Source organism: Gordonia sp. NPDC003424 (assembly GCF_053588655.1).
The window spans coordinates 118,031-137,103 of sequence record NZ_JBSFQJ010000015.1; the positions used below are offsets into that span (position 1 = coordinate 118,031).

General features: G+C 66.9%; 17 protein-coding genes. 16 read left to right on the plus strand and 1 reads right to left on the minus strand.

Annotation, left to right across the window (positions count from 1 at the left end; genetic code table 11):
* Positions 1 to 273 precede the first annotated feature (273 nt).
* From rpsJ to ACWDTI_RS20195, 12 genes are all read left to right on the plus strand, one after another.
* Positions 274 to 579 carry a 30S ribosomal protein S10 gene (gene rpsJ, locus ACWDTI_RS20140; protein WP_003938093.1) on the plus strand — a complete coding sequence of 102 codons (306 nt, stop codon included), beginning with the start codon at positions 274 to 276 and terminating at the stop codon, positions 577 to 579.
* Positions 580 to 598: 19 nt separating this feature from the next.
* Positions 599 to 1,258: a 50S ribosomal protein L3 gene (rplC, locus tag ACWDTI_RS20145; protein WP_449739891.1), complete on the plus strand. Its 660-nt coding sequence runs from the start codon at positions 599 to 601 to the stop codon at positions 1,256 to 1,258.
* Positions 1,255 to 1,914, plus strand: coding sequence for a 50S ribosomal protein L4 (rplD, locus tag ACWDTI_RS20150; protein WP_449739892.1), 660 nt, complete (start codon positions 1,255 to 1,257; stop codon positions 1,912 to 1,914). Before rplC ends, rplD begins: the two co-directional genes overlap by 4 nt.
* Before the next feature lie 2 nt (positions 1,915 to 1,916).
* Entirely contained in the window at positions 1,917 to 2,222 is a 306-nt protein-coding gene (gene rplW, locus ACWDTI_RS20155; protein ID WP_449739893.1) for a 50S ribosomal protein L23, read from the plus strand.
* A 30-nt stretch (positions 2,223 to 2,252) separates the two neighbouring features.
* On the plus strand, positions 2,253 to 3,089 hold the full coding sequence (gene rplB / locus ACWDTI_RS20160; protein ID WP_449739894.1) for a 50S ribosomal protein L2: 837 nt from the start codon (positions 2,253 to 2,255) through the stop codon (positions 3,087 to 3,089).
* Positions 3,090 to 3,109: 20 nt separating this feature from the next.
* Positions 3,110 to 3,391, plus strand: coding sequence for a 30S ribosomal protein S19 (gene rpsS, locus ACWDTI_RS20165; RefSeq protein ID WP_005193585.1), 282 nt, complete (start codon positions 3,110 to 3,112; stop codon positions 3,389 to 3,391).
* Positions 3,391 to 3,801 carry a 50S ribosomal protein L22 gene (rplV, locus tag ACWDTI_RS20170; RefSeq protein WP_449739895.1) on the plus strand — a complete coding sequence of 137 codons (411 nt, stop codon included), beginning with the start codon at positions 3,391 to 3,393 and terminating at the stop codon, positions 3,799 to 3,801. Before rpsS ends, rplV begins: the two co-directional genes overlap by 1 nt.
* The gene (gene rpsC, locus ACWDTI_RS20175; protein ID WP_449739896.1) at positions 3,801 to 4,607 is read left to right on the plus strand and encodes a 30S ribosomal protein S3; all 807 of its coding nucleotides are present in this window, start codon (positions 3,801 to 3,803) and stop codon (positions 4,605 to 4,607) included. Before rplV ends, rpsC begins: the two co-directional genes overlap by 1 nt.
* 2 nt (positions 4,608 to 4,609) lie before the next feature.
* Positions 4,610 to 5,026 (plus strand): 50S ribosomal protein L16, encoded by a 417-nt coding sequence (rplP, locus tag ACWDTI_RS20180; protein ID WP_020793368.1) that lies wholly within the window; start codon positions 4,610 to 4,612, stop codon positions 5,024 to 5,026.
* Positions 5,026 to 5,259: a 50S ribosomal protein L29 gene (gene rpmC / locus ACWDTI_RS20185; RefSeq protein WP_449739897.1), complete on the plus strand. Its 234-nt coding sequence runs from the start codon at positions 5,026 to 5,028 to the stop codon at positions 5,257 to 5,259. The genes rplP and rpmC overlap by 1 nt, the downstream gene beginning before the upstream one ends.
* Positions 5,256 to 5,540: a 30S ribosomal protein S17 gene (gene rpsQ / locus ACWDTI_RS20190; RefSeq protein WP_449739898.1), complete on the plus strand. Its 285-nt coding sequence runs from the start codon at positions 5,256 to 5,258 to the stop codon at positions 5,538 to 5,540. The genes rpmC and rpsQ overlap by 4 nt, the downstream gene beginning before the upstream one ends.
* Before the next feature lie 115 nt (positions 5,541 to 5,655).
* Positions 5,656 to 7,023 carry a cation:proton antiporter gene (locus ACWDTI_RS20195; RefSeq protein WP_449739899.1) on the plus strand — a complete coding sequence of 456 codons (1,368 nt, stop codon included), beginning with the start codon at positions 5,656 to 5,658 and terminating at the stop codon, positions 7,021 to 7,023.
* Here ACWDTI_RS20195 and ACWDTI_RS20200 read toward each other — a convergent pair.
* On the minus strand, positions 6,989 to 7,477 hold the full coding sequence (locus ACWDTI_RS20200) for a phosphoribosyltransferase (protein WP_449739900.1): 489 nt from the start codon (positions 7,475 to 7,477) through the stop codon (positions 6,989 to 6,991). The genes ACWDTI_RS20195 and ACWDTI_RS20200 overlap by 35 nt on opposite strands.
* A 369-nt stretch (positions 7,478 to 7,846) precedes the next feature.
* Here ACWDTI_RS20200 and ACWDTI_RS20205 point away from each other — a divergent pair, with 369 nt between their 5' ends.
* From ACWDTI_RS20205 to ACWDTI_RS20220, 4 genes are all read left to right on the plus strand, one after another.
* The gene (locus ACWDTI_RS20205; protein ID WP_449739901.1) at positions 7,847 to 8,965 is read left to right on the plus strand and encodes an ATP-binding cassette domain-containing protein; all 1,119 of its coding nucleotides are present in this window, start codon (positions 7,847 to 7,849) and stop codon (positions 8,963 to 8,965) included.
* 14 nt (positions 8,966 to 8,979) lie between these two features.
* Positions 8,980 to 9,834, plus strand: a complete 855-nt coding sequence (locus ACWDTI_RS20210; RefSeq protein ID WP_449739910.1) for an ABC transporter permease — start codon at positions 8,980 to 8,982, stop codon at positions 9,832 to 9,834.
* A complete protein-coding gene (locus tag ACWDTI_RS20215) occupies positions 9,831 to 10,724 on the plus strand; it encodes an ABC transporter permease (protein ID WP_449739902.1) in 894 nt (297 codons plus the stop codon). Before ACWDTI_RS20210 ends, ACWDTI_RS20215 begins: the two co-directional genes overlap by 4 nt.
* A 234-nt stretch (positions 10,725 to 10,958) precedes the next feature.
* A complete protein-coding gene (locus ACWDTI_RS20220) occupies positions 10,959 to 19,073 on the plus strand; it encodes an amino acid adenylation domain-containing protein (RefSeq protein WP_449739903.1) in 8,115 nt (2,704 codons plus the stop codon).

Here is a 19,073-nt window from a genome sequence, read left to right on the forward strand (position 1 = left end):
ATGACTCCCAGGACCCGGAAATCCGGCCTTGGGCGTGTAACGCGTGCCCTGAATCAGGCGTACGGACACGACACGCCCGACCGCGGGTGCCGGAGCGAAACGGTTCGTCCCAGTGACGAGCCAACGTACAACGACAGATGAACAGCGTCGATCCCCGAATCTCACACGGGTGGTCATGTGCCCACCGGCCATCGAGCCGGCCCCTCGCCAGGGGAACCCCAAGGGTCACGCGGTGTTTGTCTGTCGAGAACAACTGACGGAAGAGGACACAGCGTGGCGGGACAGAAGATCCGCATCAGGCTCAAGGCCTACGACCACGAGGCGATCGACGCTTCGGCGCGCAAGATCGTGGAAACCGTGACCCGTACCGGGGCACGCGTGGTCGGCCCGGTGCCGTTGCCCACCGAAAAGAACGTCTACTGCGTCATCCGTTCGCCGCATAAGTACAAGGACAGCCGCGAACATTTCGAGATGCGCACCCACAAACGACTCATCGACATCCTCGACCCGACGCCGAAGACGGTCGACGCGCTGATGCGCATCGACCTGCCGGCGAGCGTCGACGTCAACATCCAGTAGGCGGGGGGCGAAGAGAATCATGAGCAATCAATCTGCGACCAAGGGCATTCTGGGCACCAAGCTCGGCATGACCCAGGTCTTCGACGAGAACAACCGTGTCGTTCCGGTGACGGTCATCCAGGCCGGACCCAACGTCATCACCCAGCTCCGTACGAGCGACCGCGACGGCTACACCGCCGTGCAGCTCGCCTACGGCGCCACCGACCCGCGCAAGGTCTCCAAGCCGGTTGCCGGGCAGTACGCCAAGGCCGGGGTCACCCCGCGCCGCCACCTCGCCGAGATCCGCATCGCGGACGTCTCGGAGCTCGAGGTCGGCCAGGAACTGACCGCCGAGATCTTCGAGTCCGGCGCCAAGGTCGACGTGACCGGTACCTCCAAGGGCAAGGGATTCGCCGGCGCCATGAAGCGCCACGGCTTCTCCGGCCTGGGTGCCAGCCACGGCGCGCACCGCGTGCACCGCGCACCGGGCTCGATCGGTGGCTGCGCCACCCCGGGCCGCGTGTTCAAGGGCATGCGGATGGCCGGTCGGATGGGTAACGACACCGTGACCACACAGAACCTGACCGTGCACAAGGTGGATGCCGACGCCGGTCTGCTGTTGATCAAGGGCGCGATCCCCGGCCGCAAGGGCGGCATCGTGGTGATCCGCGACGCAGTGAAGGGTGGTGCGACCAAGTGAGCACCGAAGCAACAACGAAGCTGACGCTGGACGTCAAGACCGCGGACGGCAAGACCAACGGAACCGTTGATCTGCCCGCCGAGCTGTTCGACGCCCCGGCCAACATCGCGCTGATGCATCAGGTCGTGGTGGCCCAGCAGGCCGCCGCTCGCCAGGGCACCCACGCGACCAAGACCCGCGGCAATGTCAGCGGTGGCGGCGCCAAGCCGTACCGCCAGAAGGGCACCGGCCGCGCCCGCCAGGGGTCGACCCGCGCACCGCAGTTCGCCGGCGGTGGCACCGTCCACGGCCCGCAGCCGCGTGACTACAGCCAGCGCACCCCCAAGAAGATGAAGGCCGCCGCCCTGCGCGGTGCCCTCTCGGACCGGGCGCGCAACGAGCGCATCCACGTGATCACCGAACTGGTGGCCGGACAGACCCCGTCGACCAAGTCGGCGCGGCTGTTCCTCGAGTCGCTCAGTGACCGCCGCAAGTTCCTGGTGGTGCTCGGCCGTGAGGACGACACCGCATGGCGCAGCGTCGCGAACCTGCAGAACGTGCTGCCGATCGCGCCGGATCAGCTCAACACCTACGACGTGCTGGATTCCGATGAGGTCGTGTTCAGCGTCGAGACGCTCAACGCGTTCATCGCGTCGAATACGAAAGAGGAGGCGTGAGCATGGCTACGCAGGCTGACCCCCGCGACATCATCCTGGCGCCGGTGATCTCGGAGAAGAGCTACGGGCTCATCGAGGACAACGTGTACACCTTCCTGGTGCACCCGGACTCGAACAAGACCCAGATCAAGATCGCGGTCGAGCAGATCTTCGACGTCACCGTCACCAGCGTCAACACCGCCAACCGTCAGGGCAAGCGCAAGCGCACCCGCTTCGGCTACGGCCAGCGCAAGTCGACCAAGCGCGCGATCGTGACGCTGGCCGCCGACAGCAAGCCCATCGAGATCTTCGGGGGACCGGTCAGCTGACCGGGACTCGAGAGTTGAGGGACTAGAGACATGGCTATTCGTAAGTACAAGCCGACGACCCCGGGTCGTCGTGGCGCTTCCGGCGCCGACTTCGCCGAGGTCACCCGTGACCATCCGGAGAAGTCGCTGGTTCGCCCGCTGCACGGTCGCGGCGGACGCAACGCGCACGGTCGCATCACCACCCGTCACAAGGGTGGCGGTCACAAGCGCGCCTACCGGTTGATCGACTTCCGTCGCAACGACAAGGACGGCGTCAACGCCAAGGTCGCACACATCGAGTACGACCCGAACCGCACCGCGCGCATCGCGCTGCTGCACTACGTCGACGGCGAGAAGCGCTACATCATCGCGCCGAAGGGTCTGAACCAGGGCGACACGGTGGAGAGCGGTCCGACCGCCGACATCAAGCCGGGCAACAACCTGCCGCTGCGCAACATCCCGACCGGTACCCAGGTGCACGCCGTCGAGCTGCGTCCGGGTGGCGGCGCCAAGATGGCCCGCAGTGCCGGCGCCTCGATCCAGCTGCTGGGCAAGGAGGGTGCACACGCCACCCTGCGTATGCCCTCGGGCGAGATCCGTCGCGTCGACGTGCGCTGCCGCGCCACCGTCGGCGAGGTCGGCAACGCCGAGCAGAGCAACATCAACTGGGGCAAGGCCGGCCGTATGCGCTGGAAGGGCAAGCGCCCGACCGTCCGCGGTGTCGTGATGAACCCGGTCGACCACCCGCACGGTGGTGGCGAGGGCAAGACCTCGGGTGGTCGCCACCCGGTCAGCCCGTGGGGTCAGCCGGAAGGCCGCACCCGCAAGAACAAGGCCAGCGACAAGATGATCGTTCGTCGTCGTCGCACCGGCAAGAACAAGCGATAAGCACAGGAGGGAGTTAGAGAATGCCACGCAGCCTCAAGAAGGGCCCGTTCGTCGACGACCACCTGCTTGCCAAGGTGGACGCGCAGAACGAGAAGGGCACCAAGCAGGTCATCAAGACCTGGTCGCGCCGTTCGACCATCATCCCCGACTTCATCGGTCACACCTTCGCCGTCCACGACGGTCGCAAGCACGTCCCGGTGTTCATCTCGGACAACATGGTCGGACACAAGCTGGGCGAGTTCGCGCCCACCCGTACCTTCAAGGGTCACATCAAGGATGACCGGAAAGCGAAGCGCCGCTGATGACTACGCAGACCGATAATCCGACCGCCAAGGCGACCGCCAAGCACGTGCGTGTCACCCCGATGAAGGCACGTCGCGTGATCGCCCTGATCCGCGGCAAGAATGTCGACGAGGCCCTGGACATCCTGCGGTTCGCCCCGCAGTCGGCGTCCGAGCCGGTGTACAAGGTGCTCGCCAGCGCCGTCGCGAACGCGGAGAACAACCTGGGTCTGGATCGCCGGACCCTCGTCGTGAACACCGCGTTCGCCGACGAAGGTGCCACGCTCAAGCGGTTCCAGCCGCGTGCGCAGGGCCGTGCGTTCCGCATCCGCAAGCGCACCAGCCACATCACCGTCGTCGTCGAGAGCCTTCCCGAGAAGGCCACCGCGTCGCGTGCTCGTTCGCGTCAGCCCAAGAAGGGAGCCCAGTAGTGGGACAGAAAATCAACCCGCACGGCTTCCGTCTGGGCATCACCACGGGATGGAACTCGCGGTGGTACGCCGACAAGCAGTACGCGGACTACGTGAAGGAAGACGTCGCCATCCGCAAGCTCCTCTCGCAGGGGCTCGAGCGCGCCGGCATCTCCAAGGTGGAGATCGAACGCACCCGTGACCGGGTCCGCGTCGACATCCACACCGCCCGTCCGGGCATCGTCATCGGTCGCCGCGGCGCCGAGGCCGACCGGATCCGTGGCGACCTGGAGAAGCTGACCGGCAAGCAGGTGCAGCTGAACATCCTCGAGGTCAAGAACCCCGAGTCGGATGCGCAGCTCGTCGCGCAGGGTGTCGCCGAGCAGCTGAGCAACCGTGTGGCGTTCCGCCGCGCGATGCGCAAGGCGATCCAGTCGGCGATGCGTCAGCCGAACGTGAAGGGCATCCGGGTACAGTGCTCGGGTCGCCTCGGCGGCGCCGAGATGAGCCGCAGTGAGTTCTACCGCGAGGGTCGCGTGCCGCTGCACACGCTGCGCGCCGACATCGACTACGGACTCTACGAAGCCAAGACCACCTTCGGCCGGATCGGCGTGAAGGTGTGGATCTACAAGGGCGACATCGTCGGTGGCAAGCGTGAGCTGACCGCAGCCGCGCCGGCCGCCGAGGACCGTCGTCCCCGCCGGCCCAGCCGGCCCCGGCGCAGCGGTGCTTCCGGCACCACTGCCACGAGCACCGATGCGGGTCGTGCCGCGGATGCTCCGGCCGAGGCCACTGCTGCGGCGGGCGCCGAGAAGCAGGAGGGCTGATCATGCTGATCCCCCGTCGGGTCAAGCACCGCAAGCAGCATCACCCGAGCCTGAAGGGTCAGGCCAAGGGCGGCACCAAGGTGACGTTCGGTGACTACGGCATCCAGGCTCTGGAGAGCGCCTACATCACCAACCGTCAGATCGAGTCCGCTCGTATCGCGATCAACCGGCACATCAAGCGTGGCGGCAAGGTGTGGATCAACATCTTCCCCGACCGCCCGCTGACCAAGAAGCCCGCCGAGACCCGCATGGGTTCGGGTAAGGGTTCGCCGGAGTGGTGGGTCGCCCCGGTCAAGCCGGGTCGTGTGCTGTTCGAGATGACCTACCCCAACGAGGAGATTGCTCGCGAGGCCCTGCGTCGCGCGCAGCACAAGCTCCCGATCAAGACCCGAATCGTGACCAGAGAGGAGCAGTTCTGATGGGACTCGGAGTTGCTGCGTCCGAACTGCGCGACCTCAATGACGCTGATCTGGTGGATCGCCTGAAGGAGTCGAAGGAAGAGCTGTTCAACCTTCGTTTCCAGATGGCCACCGGCCAGCTCGACAACAACCGTCGTCTGCGGACCGTGCGTCGTGAGATCGCCCGGATCTACACGGTGATGCGTGAGCGTGAGCTGGGTCTGGCGTCGGGACCGGAAGGTGATGACGCATGAGTGAGGACCAGAACGTGACGACAACGCAAGCACGCAACCGCCGCAAGGAGCGGATCGGTTACGTGGTCAGCGACAAGATGCAGAAGACCATCGTGGTCGAGCTGGAAGATCGTAAGAGCCACCCGCTCTACGGCAAGATCATCCGGACCACGAGCAAGGTCAAGGCGCACGACGAGCAGGAGATCGCCGGTGTCGGTGACCGCGTGCGGATCATGGAGACCCGCCCGCTGTCGGCGACCAAGCACTGGCGCCTCGTCGAGGTGATGGAGAAGGCCAAGTAAGGCGTCCTCCCCACGAGCTACACCACGAACGGCCCGTTCCCCATTGGGGAGCGGGCCGTTCGTCGTGGGAGGCATAATCCGCTCATGATGTGCGCTGACCACGCCGCGGCCGACGATGAGTGACGCCACCATCGCGGTGATCTGCCTGCTCATCTTCGCCTGGGCGGTCACCTCGCGGCTGCTGACGCGGCACGATGTGACCGGTCCGCTGCTGTTCGTGGTCGCCGGGTATGTCCTGGCGAATCCGACGTGGGGGGTGCTGACCGTCGACGTCGACACGTCGACGGTGCATCGGCTCGCCGAGCTCACGCTGGCGCTGGTGCTGTTCACCGATGCCTCGCGGGTCGACGTCGGCCGGTTGCGCCGTGCAGTCCGGTTGCCGGCCAGGCTGCTGCTGATCGGTCTGCCGCTGACCATGCTGCTGGGCACGCTGGGGGCGCAGTGGATGTTCGGCTCCCTCGGCTGGGCGCTGGCGTTGTTCGTCGGTGCGTCGCTGGCGCCGACCGATGCCGCGCTGAGCGTGCAGGTGATCAACGACGAGCGGATCCCACGTCGGCTGCGGCTGACGCTGAACGTGGAGAGCGGACTCAACGACGGTATCGCCACCCCGGTGGTCACCCTCGCCATCGCGCTGGCGGCGACCACGTTGGGGCTCGGCGAATCCGAGCACATCACCGTGCGCGACGCGGTCGTCGAACTGCTGGTCGGAGTGGTGATCGGCGTCGTGGTCGGCGCGCTGTGCGCGTGGATGACCAATCAGTCGGCGACGAGGCGGCTCTCGTCGGAGTCCACGCGGCAGATCGCCGCACTCGCGACCGCACTCGGGGTGTTCGTCCTCGCGATCGCGATCGACGGCAACGGGTTCATCGCCGCGTTCGTCGCGGGGATGACGTTCGGGTACGTCATCGACCGGGGGCGGGTGGAGTCCGACGACGAGGGCGCCCCGTCGGCACTCGGGGACGATCCGGCGCTCGAGGTACTCCCAGAACTCGGTGGGGAACTGCTGGCCGTGGTCGTGTGGTTTCTCTTCGGCGCCGCGTTGGTGCCTCTCGCACTGCGGGTCCTCGAGGCCGGTGACCTGATGCTGATGATCGTGTACGCGGTCTTGAGCCTCACCGTGTTCCGGATGGTGCCGGTGGCGTTGTCGCTGATCGGTGCCCGGCTGCCGCTGCGGGACGTGGCGATCATCGGATGGTTCGGGCCGCGCGGGCTCGCGTCCGTGGTGTTCGCGCTGCTCGGCGTCGAAGAACTCGCCGGGTCGAACGGGACGGCGGCGCCGATCGCGGCGTCGGCGATCGGCGTGACCGTGCTGCTGAGTGTGATCGCGCACGGGGTGTCGGCGGGGCCGGTGGCGCGGCGGTATCCGCAGGGCGGACCCGACACGGCCGCGGAGCCGGACGAGGCCGTCGCGACGGTGCGATCCCGGGGGATATTCGTCCGGCGATTCCTCACACCGGACCGTCGACCGACCACGGGAAGTTGATCCACTTGTCGGTGGTGCGCCAGCAGTAGTCGGGCCGGGTGATGGTGTGCGGCTTCTGGTAGATCACCGCGTTGCGGACCTCGGCGACGCGGCCCTGGTGTTCGCAGTAGTCGTCGACGAGCTTGAGCGTCTTGCCGGAGTCGGCGACGTCGTCGACCACCAGCACCTTCTGATCGTGCAGACCGCTCGACTCCAGCAGCGACGGCAGCATCACCGGTTCGGCCAGCGTCTCGCCGACGCCGGTGTAGAACTCGACGTTGAGCGAGATGAGGATCTTGCAGTCCAGCGCGTAGGCGAGGGCGCCGGCCGGGATGAGGCCGCCGCGCGCGATGCCGAGGATGATGTCGGGGACGAACCCGTCGTCGGCGACCATCCGGGCGAGTTCTCGGCAGGCCTGACCGTTGAGTTCCCAGGTGAGGATTTCGCGGTCGGCGGAGGCGGGTGGGGTGGTCATTCGTGTCACTCTGCCAAGGGTCGGGGTGGTGCGCCGGGCGAGGTCGGGCGTTGGTGGGCCTGAGGGCTGCGGATATGGTGACCTCGGTGCCGGTTTGTCGAATGGGCACGGGTCACCGTGGGCGCCGCGTAGTTCGAATGAGCGAAGCCGGCCCGATGTAGGACGCATTTCGCCGGATCTTTGGGAGACTCGCTAACCAAAAGGTCTCCGACAACGATTCACTGCGTAGGTTTGATTCGGAGTGCGTAGGTACGAATGAAGGAAACGATGTCCGAGGTTGCTGACGGTCCATACCCTGGTGTCGTCAGCGGCGGACGCCACCGTCGGCCGGACGCGTTGACACTTCCACCCGACCAGTCTGACCCGGTAATGGAGAAGCTGCGTCGGTGGCGTGAGGAAACCGACGCCCAACGCAGTCGGGGTCGCCACCGTCGAGTCGGCGATGACGTCGCTCCGGTGACGCCGATCGCGGTCCTGCCGACGGCTGAGTCGCACGTGCAGCCCACCGGTCTCGAAGAACCAGACGCCGTGGAGCATGCCGACCCGCCGGCGATCGAGGTGCGCAACCTGCACAAGCGTTTCAAGGACATGGTCGCGGTCGACGACGTGAGCTTCAGTGTGCCGGCGGGCCGGATCGTGGCGCTGTTGGGCCCCAACGGCGCCGGCAAGACCACGACGGTCAACATGTTGTGCACGTTGCTCAAACCGGACAGGGGGACAGCAACCGTCCACGGATTCGATGTGGTCGATGACGCTGCGGACGTGCGGCGCTGCATCATGCTGACCGGCCAGTTCGCGGCTCTCGACGAATCGTTGTCCGGCCGGGAGAACCTGGTGCTTTTCGGCAGGCTGTTGGGTTTGTCGAGCGCGGCGGCCCGGGCACGGGCCGATGAACTGCTGACGATGTTCTCGCTCGGTGACGCCGGTGGGCGGCGCGTCGGGCAGTACTCGGGCGGCATGCGCCGCCGCATCGACATCGCGTGCGGCCTGGTGACCGCGCCCAAGGTCGTGTTCCTCGACGAACCGACCACCGGCTTGGACCCGCGCAGCCGCCAGGAGGTGTGGACCCTCGTTCAGCGATTGCGGGATTCGGGGGTCACGATTCTCCTGACGACGCAGTATCTGGAAGAGGCCGACGCCATGGCGGACAAGATCGTGGTGATCGACCACGGCAAGGTGATCGCGGAGGGAACGGCAGACGAGCTGAAGGAAGCGACGGGTGCCGCGTACTGCGAGGTGATCCCTGCCGACATCGTGGATCTGCCGCAGTTGCACAGCGTCCTCGCCGACATGATGCCGGAGGGACATACCGAGGTTCGCCAGGATAATTCGGTCGCGGTTCCCGCCATCCACGGGACCGAGACGCTCGTCGAGGTGATCCAGCGCACCACGAAGGCGAACATCCGACTGTCGGACGTGACCATGCGGCGACCTTCACTCGACGAGGCGTTCCTGGCCCTCACCGAACCCGGAAAGGGAGACGAGTAGTCGTGGTTTCGCAGATGGTCGGCACCCGATCGGTGACCGACGGAACCTCCGAAGGACGTGCTCCGGGTACCGATCCCGGTGGAGGGGCGATCGGCGAATATCCGGTCCATATCAATGCATTTCGCCAATGGTGGGCGCTGACCGTCCGGGGAATCACCAAAGTGGCCCGAAATGGCGAATTCATTCTCGCGGTCGCGTCCCCGGTGCTTCTCGCGGTGTGTTTCTATATTCCACTCCGCAAGCTGATGGATTCTATTCCCGGCGTGAACTATGGGCAATTCCTGATGCCGATCATCATTTTGCAGTCGGTGTCGTTTGCCGCGTCCTCGGCTGCGATGCGCGCGGCCTACGACGCCGCCGAGGGCATCAACACCCGCTTCCGCGTGTTGCCGATGTCGTCGGCGACCCCGATGCTGGCGCGCACCGCCACGAACGGGGTGCTCCTGGCGGAGTCCTTGGCGTGCGCCGCCATAGCCTGCCTGCTGATGGGCTGGCGACCGCAGGCGGGAGTGACCGGAACGGTCACCCTGTTCGCGGTGGCGGCGGCCATCGGCCTGCTGCTGGGACAGGTCGCCGACGGGGTCGGCATGGTGGCGAGCAGTCCCCAGGCGACCAGTCAGGCGCTCGCGTTGCCCACATTGATCCTCGGCATGCTCTCGACCGGCTTCCTGCCGCTGCAGGGCTTTCCCACATGGATTCAGCCGTTCGTGCGAAACCAGCCGATCTCCCAGTTCACCAACGTCATGCGCGCCGCCGACCAGGGCACCCTGACCTGGCAGAAATTCCAGCCCACGCTGTTCTGGTGGATCGGGTTGATCGTGGCGTCTGCGCTGCTGCTCTGGATCCACGGGCGGCGGGTGGCCCGATGACCGATGCAGCTCTGAGCGCCGCGATGCATCAGCGCCCGGCGAGCGCAACCGGGCAACAGTCGGGCGTCAACGCGATTTCATCGACATTTCCGCAGCCACGGATCTGGGCTGAGGAATCGGTGCGCGCATGGGCGCGGCAAAGTGCGATTCTTGCCGGACGCCAGGTCCGTGTCTTTGCTCGGGACGTGCCCACCCTGTTGCAGGCACTCATCTTTCCCGCGCTCAGCATGGTCATGTTCAAGGTGGTCTTGGGTGACGTCATCGGCCGGGCCACCGGACAGAACAGCGCCTACGGAACAGTGCCGTTGGTCATCCTCGTCGGCGCGATGTTCGGCACCGTCGCGTCGGCGGCCCGCCTCAACAATGAGCGTCGCACCGCGTTGCTGAGCCGGCTGTATGTGCTCCCCTTGAACAGGTCGGCCGATCTGACGTCGCGAGTGATCGGCGAGATCGTCCGGGTGTTCGTCACGACCGTGATCCTGCTTGCCGCGGGGCACCTCATCGGGTTTCGGTTCACCCAGGGACTCGGACCGGCGCTGGGTCTGGTCGGCGTCGCGCTCGCCTATGGTGCCGCGTTCGCCATATTCACTCTGGCCATCGCGGTCAGCGCACGGCCCGGCTCACCGGTGGTGCCGGTACTCTCGTTGATCTCGACACTGCTGATGTTCTTCAATTCCGGCTTCGCCCCGGTCAGCGGGTATCCGGGCTGGTTACAGCCGATCGTGGCAAACCAGCCGATGACGCCGGCGATCGAAGTCATGCGGTCGCTCGCGGCGGGTGGCCCCATTGCCGCTAACCTCATCAAGGTCGCGATCTGGACGGTGGTCATCACAGCGTTGTCGATCAAGCCGGCCCTTCGCGGTTACCGCAAGGCGGCGACCGGACACTGACGTCGGTGGCCGCGCCGGCGTGTCGGTTGAACGAAGGAGTGCTGCCAGAGTATTAGCCCGTTCAGACGACATTGGCGACGATAAAGAGTCGATTTGAAGAAACAAAGAGGATTAAAGTAAGTACCGGACGTAACGATCGGTGACCCTTGTCAAGATAAACATTGAGTCGGTGATCCCTGGGCGAACTGTATGCACACGCGGATTACCGATTGCGGATTCGGGAGGGTAGGAAGATTGGCGCTGACTGTGGACGGTGGGACTGATAGTGATGACGCGGGCGTCACCATTGCCGCTGCATCGCATGGCGCCCTACGCCGCGAACTGCTGCCGCTGACCGCACCTCAGCGAGGGCTGTGGTTCGCGGAAACGCTGTCTCCGGGGTTCTCGGTCAACATCGCGCAGTACATCGACATCCGGCACGAGCCGGGTGGACTCGACATCGATCTGTTCGTCGAATGCTGCTACACGGTCGGCAAACTGATGGAGATCCCCTACATCCGCCTCGCCGATGCTGACGGCGTGCCGATGCAGTACCTCGACTTCGACTACGACCAGCACATCGAGTTCCTCGACTTCAGCGGTGAGCCCGACCCGTTCGCGGCCGCCGTCGAATGGATGGAGACCGAGTACCGGTTGCCGGTGGACCTCGTCAACGATCAATTGATCGTGGTCAATTTCCTGCGCGTCGCCGACGACCACACGTTGTTCTACCAGCGCGCCCATCACATCATCGTCGATGGCAACGCCGCTCTGACGATGGCGCGGCGCGCAGTGGACCGCTACAACGCCCTGCGCCGCGGGCAGGTGCCCGACGACAAGCCGGTGGCCACGCTCGCGGAAATCATCGCCTATGAGGCCGATTACCGGGACAGCACCCGCTACGTCCGCGACAAGGAACATTGGGGCGCACGGATCTCCGAGTTCCCGGAACCGGTGTCGCTCTCGACGGTGCCGGGTCCGGTTCCGCTGTCGTTCGACAACGTCGTTGCCGGCGGTGCGCTGCCGCAGAACCTGCAAGATCGGCTCGATGCGCTCGCCGGAGAGCTGCAGACATCCGTCGCGGTCCTGCTCACGGCCGCGTTCGCCGCGTTCATGGGCCGGATGGCCGGCAGCGACGACGTCGTCCTCAGTCTTCCGGTGACGGGGCGCGCGACCGCCAAGATCAAGGCCTCTGGCGGCATGGTGTCCAACGTTCTGCCCATCCGGCTGCGCGACGTCAGTGCGCGCACTGCCCGGGAGTTGATCGACGACGCCCAACTCGAGCTCACGGGCGCCCTGCGACACCAGCGCTACCGCTCCGACGACATCAGGCGGGACGCGGGCCTCGACGGGGGATCGGTCTATTTCGGTCCCGCCATCAACATGATGTTCTTCGACCAGTTGGAGATCGACGGGACGACCCTCGACTACCGGGTCCTCACCACCGGCATCATCGAGGATCTCGCCGTCAACCTGTACCAACCGGTGCCCGGGGAACCGCTTGCCATGGATTTCCACGGCAACCCGAATCTGTACTCGCAGAACGAGATCGAGGATCACCATCGCCGGTTCCTGGTCTTCGCGCGCCGGTTCGTCGACGGACTCGACCATTCGGTGGGCTCGATCGATCTGCTCGTCGCCGGCGAACACGAGCAGCTCGAGTCGGCATCGGCGGGTGGGTCCCGAGAATGGACGGTCGCCGACATCGGCCACGGCAACCTGCTGGACCTGTTCACGCGGAACGCAACCGACCACCCCGCACGGACCGCCGTGCTCGACGATTCGAGATCGTGGACGTACCGCGAACTCGACTGGCTACGCAGAGACCTGGCGGAGCGACTCGGCGAAGACGGCGTGGAGTCCGGTGACCGGGTGGCGATCTGTCTGCCTCGGGGTATCGACCAGGTCGTCGCGATCTATGCCGTGCTGACGGTCGGCGCCGCCTACGTTCCCGTCGACGTCGACGCACCCCATTCCCGCCGCCAACACATCCTGGAGACGGCGCGCCCGGTGCGGGTCGTCGACGCCGACTTCATCACCCGGGTGGGATTCCGGGCCGACCGGCCCGCGCCGGCCGAACTTCCCGAACTGCCGCCGAGGGTGGCCGCGGACGCCCCCGCGTACGTGATCTTCACGTCCGGGTCGACCGGCCGTCCGAAGGGTGTCGAGGTCTCGCATCGGGCGGTGCTCAATCGACTCGCGTGGGTGCAGGAGCGATTCGCGCTCGACGAGAACGACGTGTGGCTCTACAAGACCCCGTTCACCTTCGATCCGTCGGTGATCGAGTACCTGTGGCCGCTGCAGCGCGGTGCTCGGACCGTCATCGCCCGGGCGGGCGGCCACCGGGATCCCCGGTATCTGCGCGAGGTCATCGAGCGGCACGGCGTCACGGTCCTGCACTTCGTACCGTCGATGCTCGACGTGTTCGCCGACGATGTGCCCGACGCCGATGCCGTCATCCCGCCCGGGGTACGGATGGTCTTCGCATCCGGTGAGGCGCTTCCCGCCGGCCTGGCCGGCCGGATTCGGGCGCATTCGCAGGCCGAACTGATCAACCTGTACGGTCCGACCGAGGCTGCCGTCGACGTCACCGAACACGTGGTGACCGGCGACGAGCAGACGGTTCCGATCGGCCGGGTGGTCGCCAACACACAGGCGTACGTGCTTGATCGTCGCCTGCGTCCGTTGCCGTTCGGCCGCGTCGGAGAGCTGTATCTGGCCGGCGTGCAGCTTGCGCACGGCTATTTCGGTGCCGGTGGGCTCACCGCCGACCGGTTCATCGCCAATCCCTTCGTGCCGGGCGAACGGATGTACCGCACCGGCGATCTCGTGAGCTGGAACGCGAACGGGGAACTCGAGTATCTGGGGCGCACCGACTTCCAGGTCAAGGTGCGCGGACAGCGTGTCGAGCTGGGGGAGATCGAGAACACCCTCCTCGCGGAGGACTCGGTTCGTGCGGCCGTCGTGGTGCCCCGCGAGCTGCCCGGCAGCACGGCGCTCGTCGCGTACGTGAAGGTCGACGGCGCTCGGGCGGAGTCCCATCCGGAGGCCCCCGGTGCCGAGGAGCGTCTGCTGCATTGGTGCCGCTCGGAGTTGCCCGCCCACATGGTGCCGTCCGCCGTCGTGACGCTCGACACGCTCCCGACCAACTCGTCCGGCAAGCTCGATCGTGCAGCGCTGCCGGACCCGGTGGCGTCGACCTCGGAGCGTTCATATGTTGCGCCGCGCTCCGCCGCCGAACGCGAGATCGTCGCGCTGCTCGAGGAGCTGATCGACGTCACACCGATCAGCGTCAGCGACAACATCTTCAGCCTGGGGGCGAATTCCCTGGTGGCGGCCCGGCTCGCTGCCCGCGCGCGTTCGGTCGCGGGCTATGACATCGCGCTCGCGGACATCTTCGAGAGTGGGTCGGTGGCCGACATCGCGGCTGCCGCGCGACCGGTGGACGTATCCCAGGTGCGGCCGCCGCTCGTGCCGATGGAGCGGCCCGACCTGATCCCGCTCTCCTATCCCCAAGCGCGCCTGTGGTTCATCAACCGCGTGGACCCGGCAGCGCCCACCTACAACATGCCGGGGGCGATTCGGTTACCCGACGACATCGACGTCGCCGCGATGCGCGTCGCGGTCGCCGACCTGATCACTCGCCACGAGTCCCTGCGCACCCGGTTTCCGTCCGTGGACGGTGATCCCGTTCAGGAGATCGTCGACGTCGCCGAAGCGGTGGAATCGTGCCGGCTCTACACGGCGACGGTCGGTGAAGCGAAACTGCGTGACGCCGTCGCCGTGGAGGCGGCGATCGGCTTCGACCTGGCCACCGCCCTTCCGGTGCGCTGCTCGTTGTTCACCATCACCGACGACGACGGTGCCACGTGCGGGCATGTGCTCATGGTGGTTCTGCATCACATCGCCGGAGACGGTGCATCGTTGCGTCCGCTGATCAGGGATCTGCTGGTCGCGTACAGCGCGCGAGCCGCCGGGGTCGAACCGCCCTTGACGCCGTTGGCGGTCCAGTACGCGGACTTCGGGTTGTGGCAGCGTGAGGTGCTCGGTGACCGGCAGGACCCCCAATCGCGCATCCATGCCGAACTGGAGTTCTGGCGATCCGAACTCCGCGGTGCGCCCGAACTGCTGCCGCTGCCGACAGATCATCCCCGCCCCAGTGTGCCGACGGGCCGCGGCGGCTATGTGGACGTGGTGCTCGACGGTACGACCGTGGCCGCGATGCGCTCGCTGGCCGGCCGGTTCCGGGTGACCACCTTCACGGTGCTCCATCTGGCGCTGGCGACCTTGCTGTCGCGGCTCGCCGGTACCGAGGAGGTCTCGATCGGCACACCGGTGGCCGGCCGTGACGAGCCGGAGACCGAGAATCTGATCGGCATGTTCGTCAACACCGTGGTGCTGCGCACGCGGGTGGCGCCGGCGGACACCGTCGCGGAGGCCTTGGCCCACGCACACCGTGTGCGCTCGGACGCCCTGTCGCATGCACAGGTTCCGTTCGAACAGGTGGTGGAGGCACTCGGGGTGCAGCGATCGTTGTCGCGCACTCCGTTGTTCCAGGTCGCGCTCACCATGGTCGACGACCACCGCCGGGAGCTCGACATCGACGGCGTCAGCATCCTGGACGCCCGTGTGCCGGCCGCGAAGTACGAGCTCGCGGTGACGGCGGTCCAGATCCGCGGCGACGGCACCCCGAACGGTGATCAGATCGAACTCGAGTTCGCCTACTCGACGGACCTGTTCACATCGGAGTCGATGGAACGTATGGCGGGATATCTCGTCGACATCATCGGCACCATGGCGGCCCGTCCGCAGGGCCGGCTCGGCGGCATCGATCTGCTACCGGCCGACGAGACGCAGCTGGCGGTGCAGCAGGAGGGGCGGGGCGAGCCGCCGGCCACACTGCGCACCCTGCTGGCTGCCGGAACGGCCGCGGCCGACACCGGGACTCCGGCCATTCTCGGCACCGCGCACATCGACCGGCAGCATTTCGCGACCGCGACCAACCAACTCGCCCACGAACTGATCGCCCGGGGTGTGGGGCCGGGCGACGTTGTCGCGCTGGCAGTTCCGCGCTCGCACCTCTCGATCCTCGCGACCGTCGCGGTGATCAAGACGGGAGCGGCATTCCTCGGCGTCGATCCGCGACACCCGTTCGAGCGTCGCGCCGCGATGCTGGCCGACAGCCGTGCGATCCTGGGGATCGCATCCGCCGAGTCCGCGCCCGAGTTGACCGGGCACACCGATGTCGACTGGATCATCCTGGGTGACGCCACCCACGACGCGCGGATTCGTACCGCTCTGCCCACCGAACCGTCCGACGACGATCTGACGCGACCGATTCACCTCGATGACCCGGCGTACCTGATCTACACGTCGGGGTCCACGGGCCGGCCGAAGGCCACCGTCATCTCCAATCGAGGAGTGGCGAATCTGTTCGCGGCCGAGCGCGGGCACCTCGGCCTGACGAAACAGTCACGCGTACTGCACGTCGCGTCACCGAGCTTCGATGCATCTGTCCTCGAACTGACGATGGCGCTCGGCGTCGGTGCAACCCTTGTGGTCGCCGACGTGCACACCTTCGGCGGCCATGAACTGGAGTCCGTCATCGCCGGCCACCGGGTGACCCACGTGATGATGACGCCATCTGTTCTCGCCACCGTCGATCCCGAGGCGGTGCCCAGCGTGCGATGGGTGCTCAGCGGAGGGGAAGCATGCCCGCCTGAACTGATGCGGCGCTGGAGCACCGGCGGTCGCCGGTTCATGAATCTGTACGGACCGACCGAGGTCACCATCTGGAGTACGGTCGACGGTCCGTTGCAGCCCGACGACGATCTCACCATCGGTCGCCCCCTCAACGGCGTCGGCGCCGTCGTGCTCGATGCGTGCCTGCGACCCGCACCGGTCGGCGTCACGGGCGAGCTCTACCTCGCCGGAGACCAACTCGGTCTCGGCTACCTGCACCGGACCGAGCTCACGGCCACCCGCTTCGTCGCGAATCCCTTCGACTCGGGCACGCGGCTGTACCGCACGGGCGACCGGGTCGCACGACGACCCGACGGACGCCTGGACTACTTCGGACGCAGCGACTTCCAGCTGAAGATCCGCGGCCTGCGGATCGAACCGGCAGAGGTCGACTCGGTGCTGCTCGACCATCCGTGGGTGAGCAACGCCTTGACCGTCGGAGCGCCCGGACCCGCCGGAGAGACGTTGCTCGTCTCCTATATCGCGCCGGCCGACGGGCACGTGCTCACCGCCGACGACGCGCTCGCGCACGCGCGCAACCGACTTCCGTCGCACCTCGTTCCGCACTCGGTGGTGATCCTCGAGGAGTTTCCGACCACCACCGTGGGCAAGATCAACCGGCGAGAGCTGCCCGCGGTCGACTTCAACATCGGCCGAGAATTCGTCGCACCCCGGACACCGCTCGAAGAGGTGGTTGCCGAGGTGTTCGCCCAGGTGCTCGGGCTCGATCGGGTCAGCGTCGGGGCAGGGTTCTTCGAGCTCGGTGGCAACTCGCTGGGTGCCGCCAAGCTCGCGACCGCGTTGTCGAAGGTGGTGGGCCGGCCGATGCCGATCCGCGTGCTTCTCGAGGCGTCGACGGTGGCCGCCGTGGCCGAGTACATCGATCAACTGACCGGTGAGGGCGTCATGACGGTCCCGCTGGTCGCCCGTCATCGGCCCGATGTGGTGCCGGTCTCCGAAGTGCAGCGCGGTCTGTGGCTGCTCAACCGGGCCGAGCCGGACTCACCGAACTACAACGTGGATCTGGCCTTGCGGCTCACCGGTCACCTCGATGTGATGGCCCTCGACCAGGCGATCGTCGACCTGCTGCGCCGCCAGCAGTCACTGCGGACGTACTACCCCATGGTCGGTGGCGGACCGGTGCAGGTGCTCGCCGGTGTCGAGGAGGTGCTCGACACGCTGGACCTGCGGCCGACCCCGGTCACCGCCGAATCGCTGCGGGACGCGATCTGGGAGGTGAGCGGCCGAGGCTTCGACGTGACCACCGAGGTACCGCTGCGGCTGCGCCTGTTCCGGCTCGGCCCGGACGACCATGTCCTCATCTTCGTGATCCACCACCTGAACGCGGACGGTGCATCGATCCTGCCGATGGCGAGAGACTTCGTGTCGGCCTATGCGGCTCGGACGGCCGGCCAAGCACCGGCATGGCTGCCGCTGCGTGTGCATTACTCGGATTTCGCCCTGTGGCAGCGCGACCGCCTCGCAGTGGTCGATGCGGGCGGCCACAGCGAGCGTGATCGGCAGCTGGCCTATTGGCGCGAGCGGCTCGCGGGCGCACCCGAGGAGATCGGACTACCTTTCGACCGACCCCGCCCGCCAGTCCCGTCCTACGCCGGCGCCGAGGTCGCCTTCGAGGTCCCGGCCGAACTGGTCGCGGTGCTCGAATCGATCGCCCGCAGTCACAACGCCACGTTGTTCATGGTCCTGCACTCCGCCGTCTCGATCCTTCTCAGCCGCCTCAACGGCAGCGACGACATCGTCGTCGGAACACCGTACGCGGGGCGCACCGAACCCGCTCTCGACGACGTCGTCGGCATGTTCGTCAACTCGCTGGCGCTGCGCACCGCGGTCGATCCGACGATGGCCTATGGCGCGTTCCTGGACCAGATCCGCGACTCGGACCTGGCCGACATGACCAACGCCGACGTCGCCTTCGAGTCGGTGGTCGAAGCGGCCGGGGCCGCGCGGACCGCAGCGTTCAACCCGCTCTTCCAAGTGATGCTCGTCTACCAGAACGTCGAATTCCCGCGCGTCTCGCTGGCGGGCATCGAGGTGGCGCCGCACGACGAGCGTGTGGTTTCGGCCAAGGTCGACCTCGAACTGACTCTGTTCCCCGGCGACATGGCAGGTTCCGGGTCGGCAGACCCGCAACCCATGCGGGGCGCTCTGGTGTACGCCACCGACCTGTACGACGCCGCCACCGTCGAGGTGTTCGCCGAGCGATTCGTCGGTGTGCTCGAAGCGATAGCCGTCGACCCACACATACCGGTCGGCGACCTCTCGGTGTCCACGGTCGATGAGCTGCGCGCCGCCGCGGCACCGGCCCCCGAACCGACCATGTCGCTGCCCGACCTGGTATGGACCGCAGCCTCCGCGGCGCCCGACCATCCCGCGTTCGCGCACGGAGCGGTGGTCGTCACCTTCGCCGCGCTCGCCGAGGCGGCGCGTGCCATGGCCGCGGCGATGCCCGACGCCGATTCGGCGCTGGTCACCGCCCTGATGACCCTGGTCCCCACCGTGGCCGGTGCGGGACCGCAGGCACTGGGCGATGCGCTCGCCACAGTGCGAGAGACAGCACTCGCCACCGCACGCACGTCCTCCCACCTGACCGTGACCGAAGGAACCTGA

What these genes read in the sequence shown, in the direction of transcription:
- rplC (WP_449739891.1), top strand. Translation starts at nt 599, where the DNA reads ATGAGCAATCAATCTGCGACCAAGGGCATTCTGGGCACCAAGCTCGGC.
- rplW (WP_449739893.1), top strand. Translation starts at nt 1,917, where the DNA reads ATGGCTACGCAGGCTGACCCCCGCGACATCATCCTGGCGCCGGTGATC.
- rplB (WP_449739894.1), top strand. Translation starts at nt 2,253, where the DNA reads ATGGCTATTCGTAAGTACAAGCCGACGACCCCGGGTCGTCGTGGCGCT.
- rpsS (WP_005193585.1), top strand. Translation starts at nt 3,110, where the DNA reads ATGCCACGCAGCCTCAAGAAGGGCCCGTTCGTCGACGACCACCTGCTT.
- rplV (WP_449739895.1), top strand. Translation starts at nt 3,391, where the DNA reads ATGACTACGCAGACCGATAATCCGACCGCCAAGGCGACCGCCAAGCAC.
- rplP (WP_020793368.1), top strand. Translation starts at nt 4,610, where the DNA reads ATGCTGATCCCCCGTCGGGTCAAGCACCGCAAGCAGCATCACCCGAGC.
- rpmC (WP_449739897.1), top strand. Translation starts at nt 5,026, where the DNA reads ATGGGACTCGGAGTTGCTGCGTCCGAACTGCGCGACCTCAATGACGCT.
- rpsQ (WP_449739898.1), top strand. Translation starts at nt 5,256, where the DNA reads ATGAGTGAGGACCAGAACGTGACGACAACGCAAGCACGCAACCGCCGC.
- ACWDTI_RS20195 (WP_449739899.1), top strand. Translation starts at nt 5,656, where the DNA reads ATGAGTGACGCCACCATCGCGGTGATCTGCCTGCTCATCTTCGCCTGG.
- ACWDTI_RS20200 (WP_449739900.1), bottom strand. Translation starts at nt 7,477, where the DNA reads ATGACCACCCCACCCGCCTCCGCCGACCGCGAAATCCTCACCTGGGAA.
- ACWDTI_RS20205 (WP_449739901.1), top strand. Translation starts at nt 7,847, where the DNA reads ATGGAGAAGCTGCGTCGGTGGCGTGAGGAAACCGACGCCCAACGCAGT.
- ACWDTI_RS20210 (WP_449739910.1), top strand. Translation starts at nt 8,980, where the DNA reads ATGGTCGGCACCCGATCGGTGACCGACGGAACCTCCGAAGGACGTGCT.
- ACWDTI_RS20215 (WP_449739902.1), top strand. Translation starts at nt 9,831, where the DNA reads ATGACCGATGCAGCTCTGAGCGCCGCGATGCATCAGCGCCCGGCGAGC.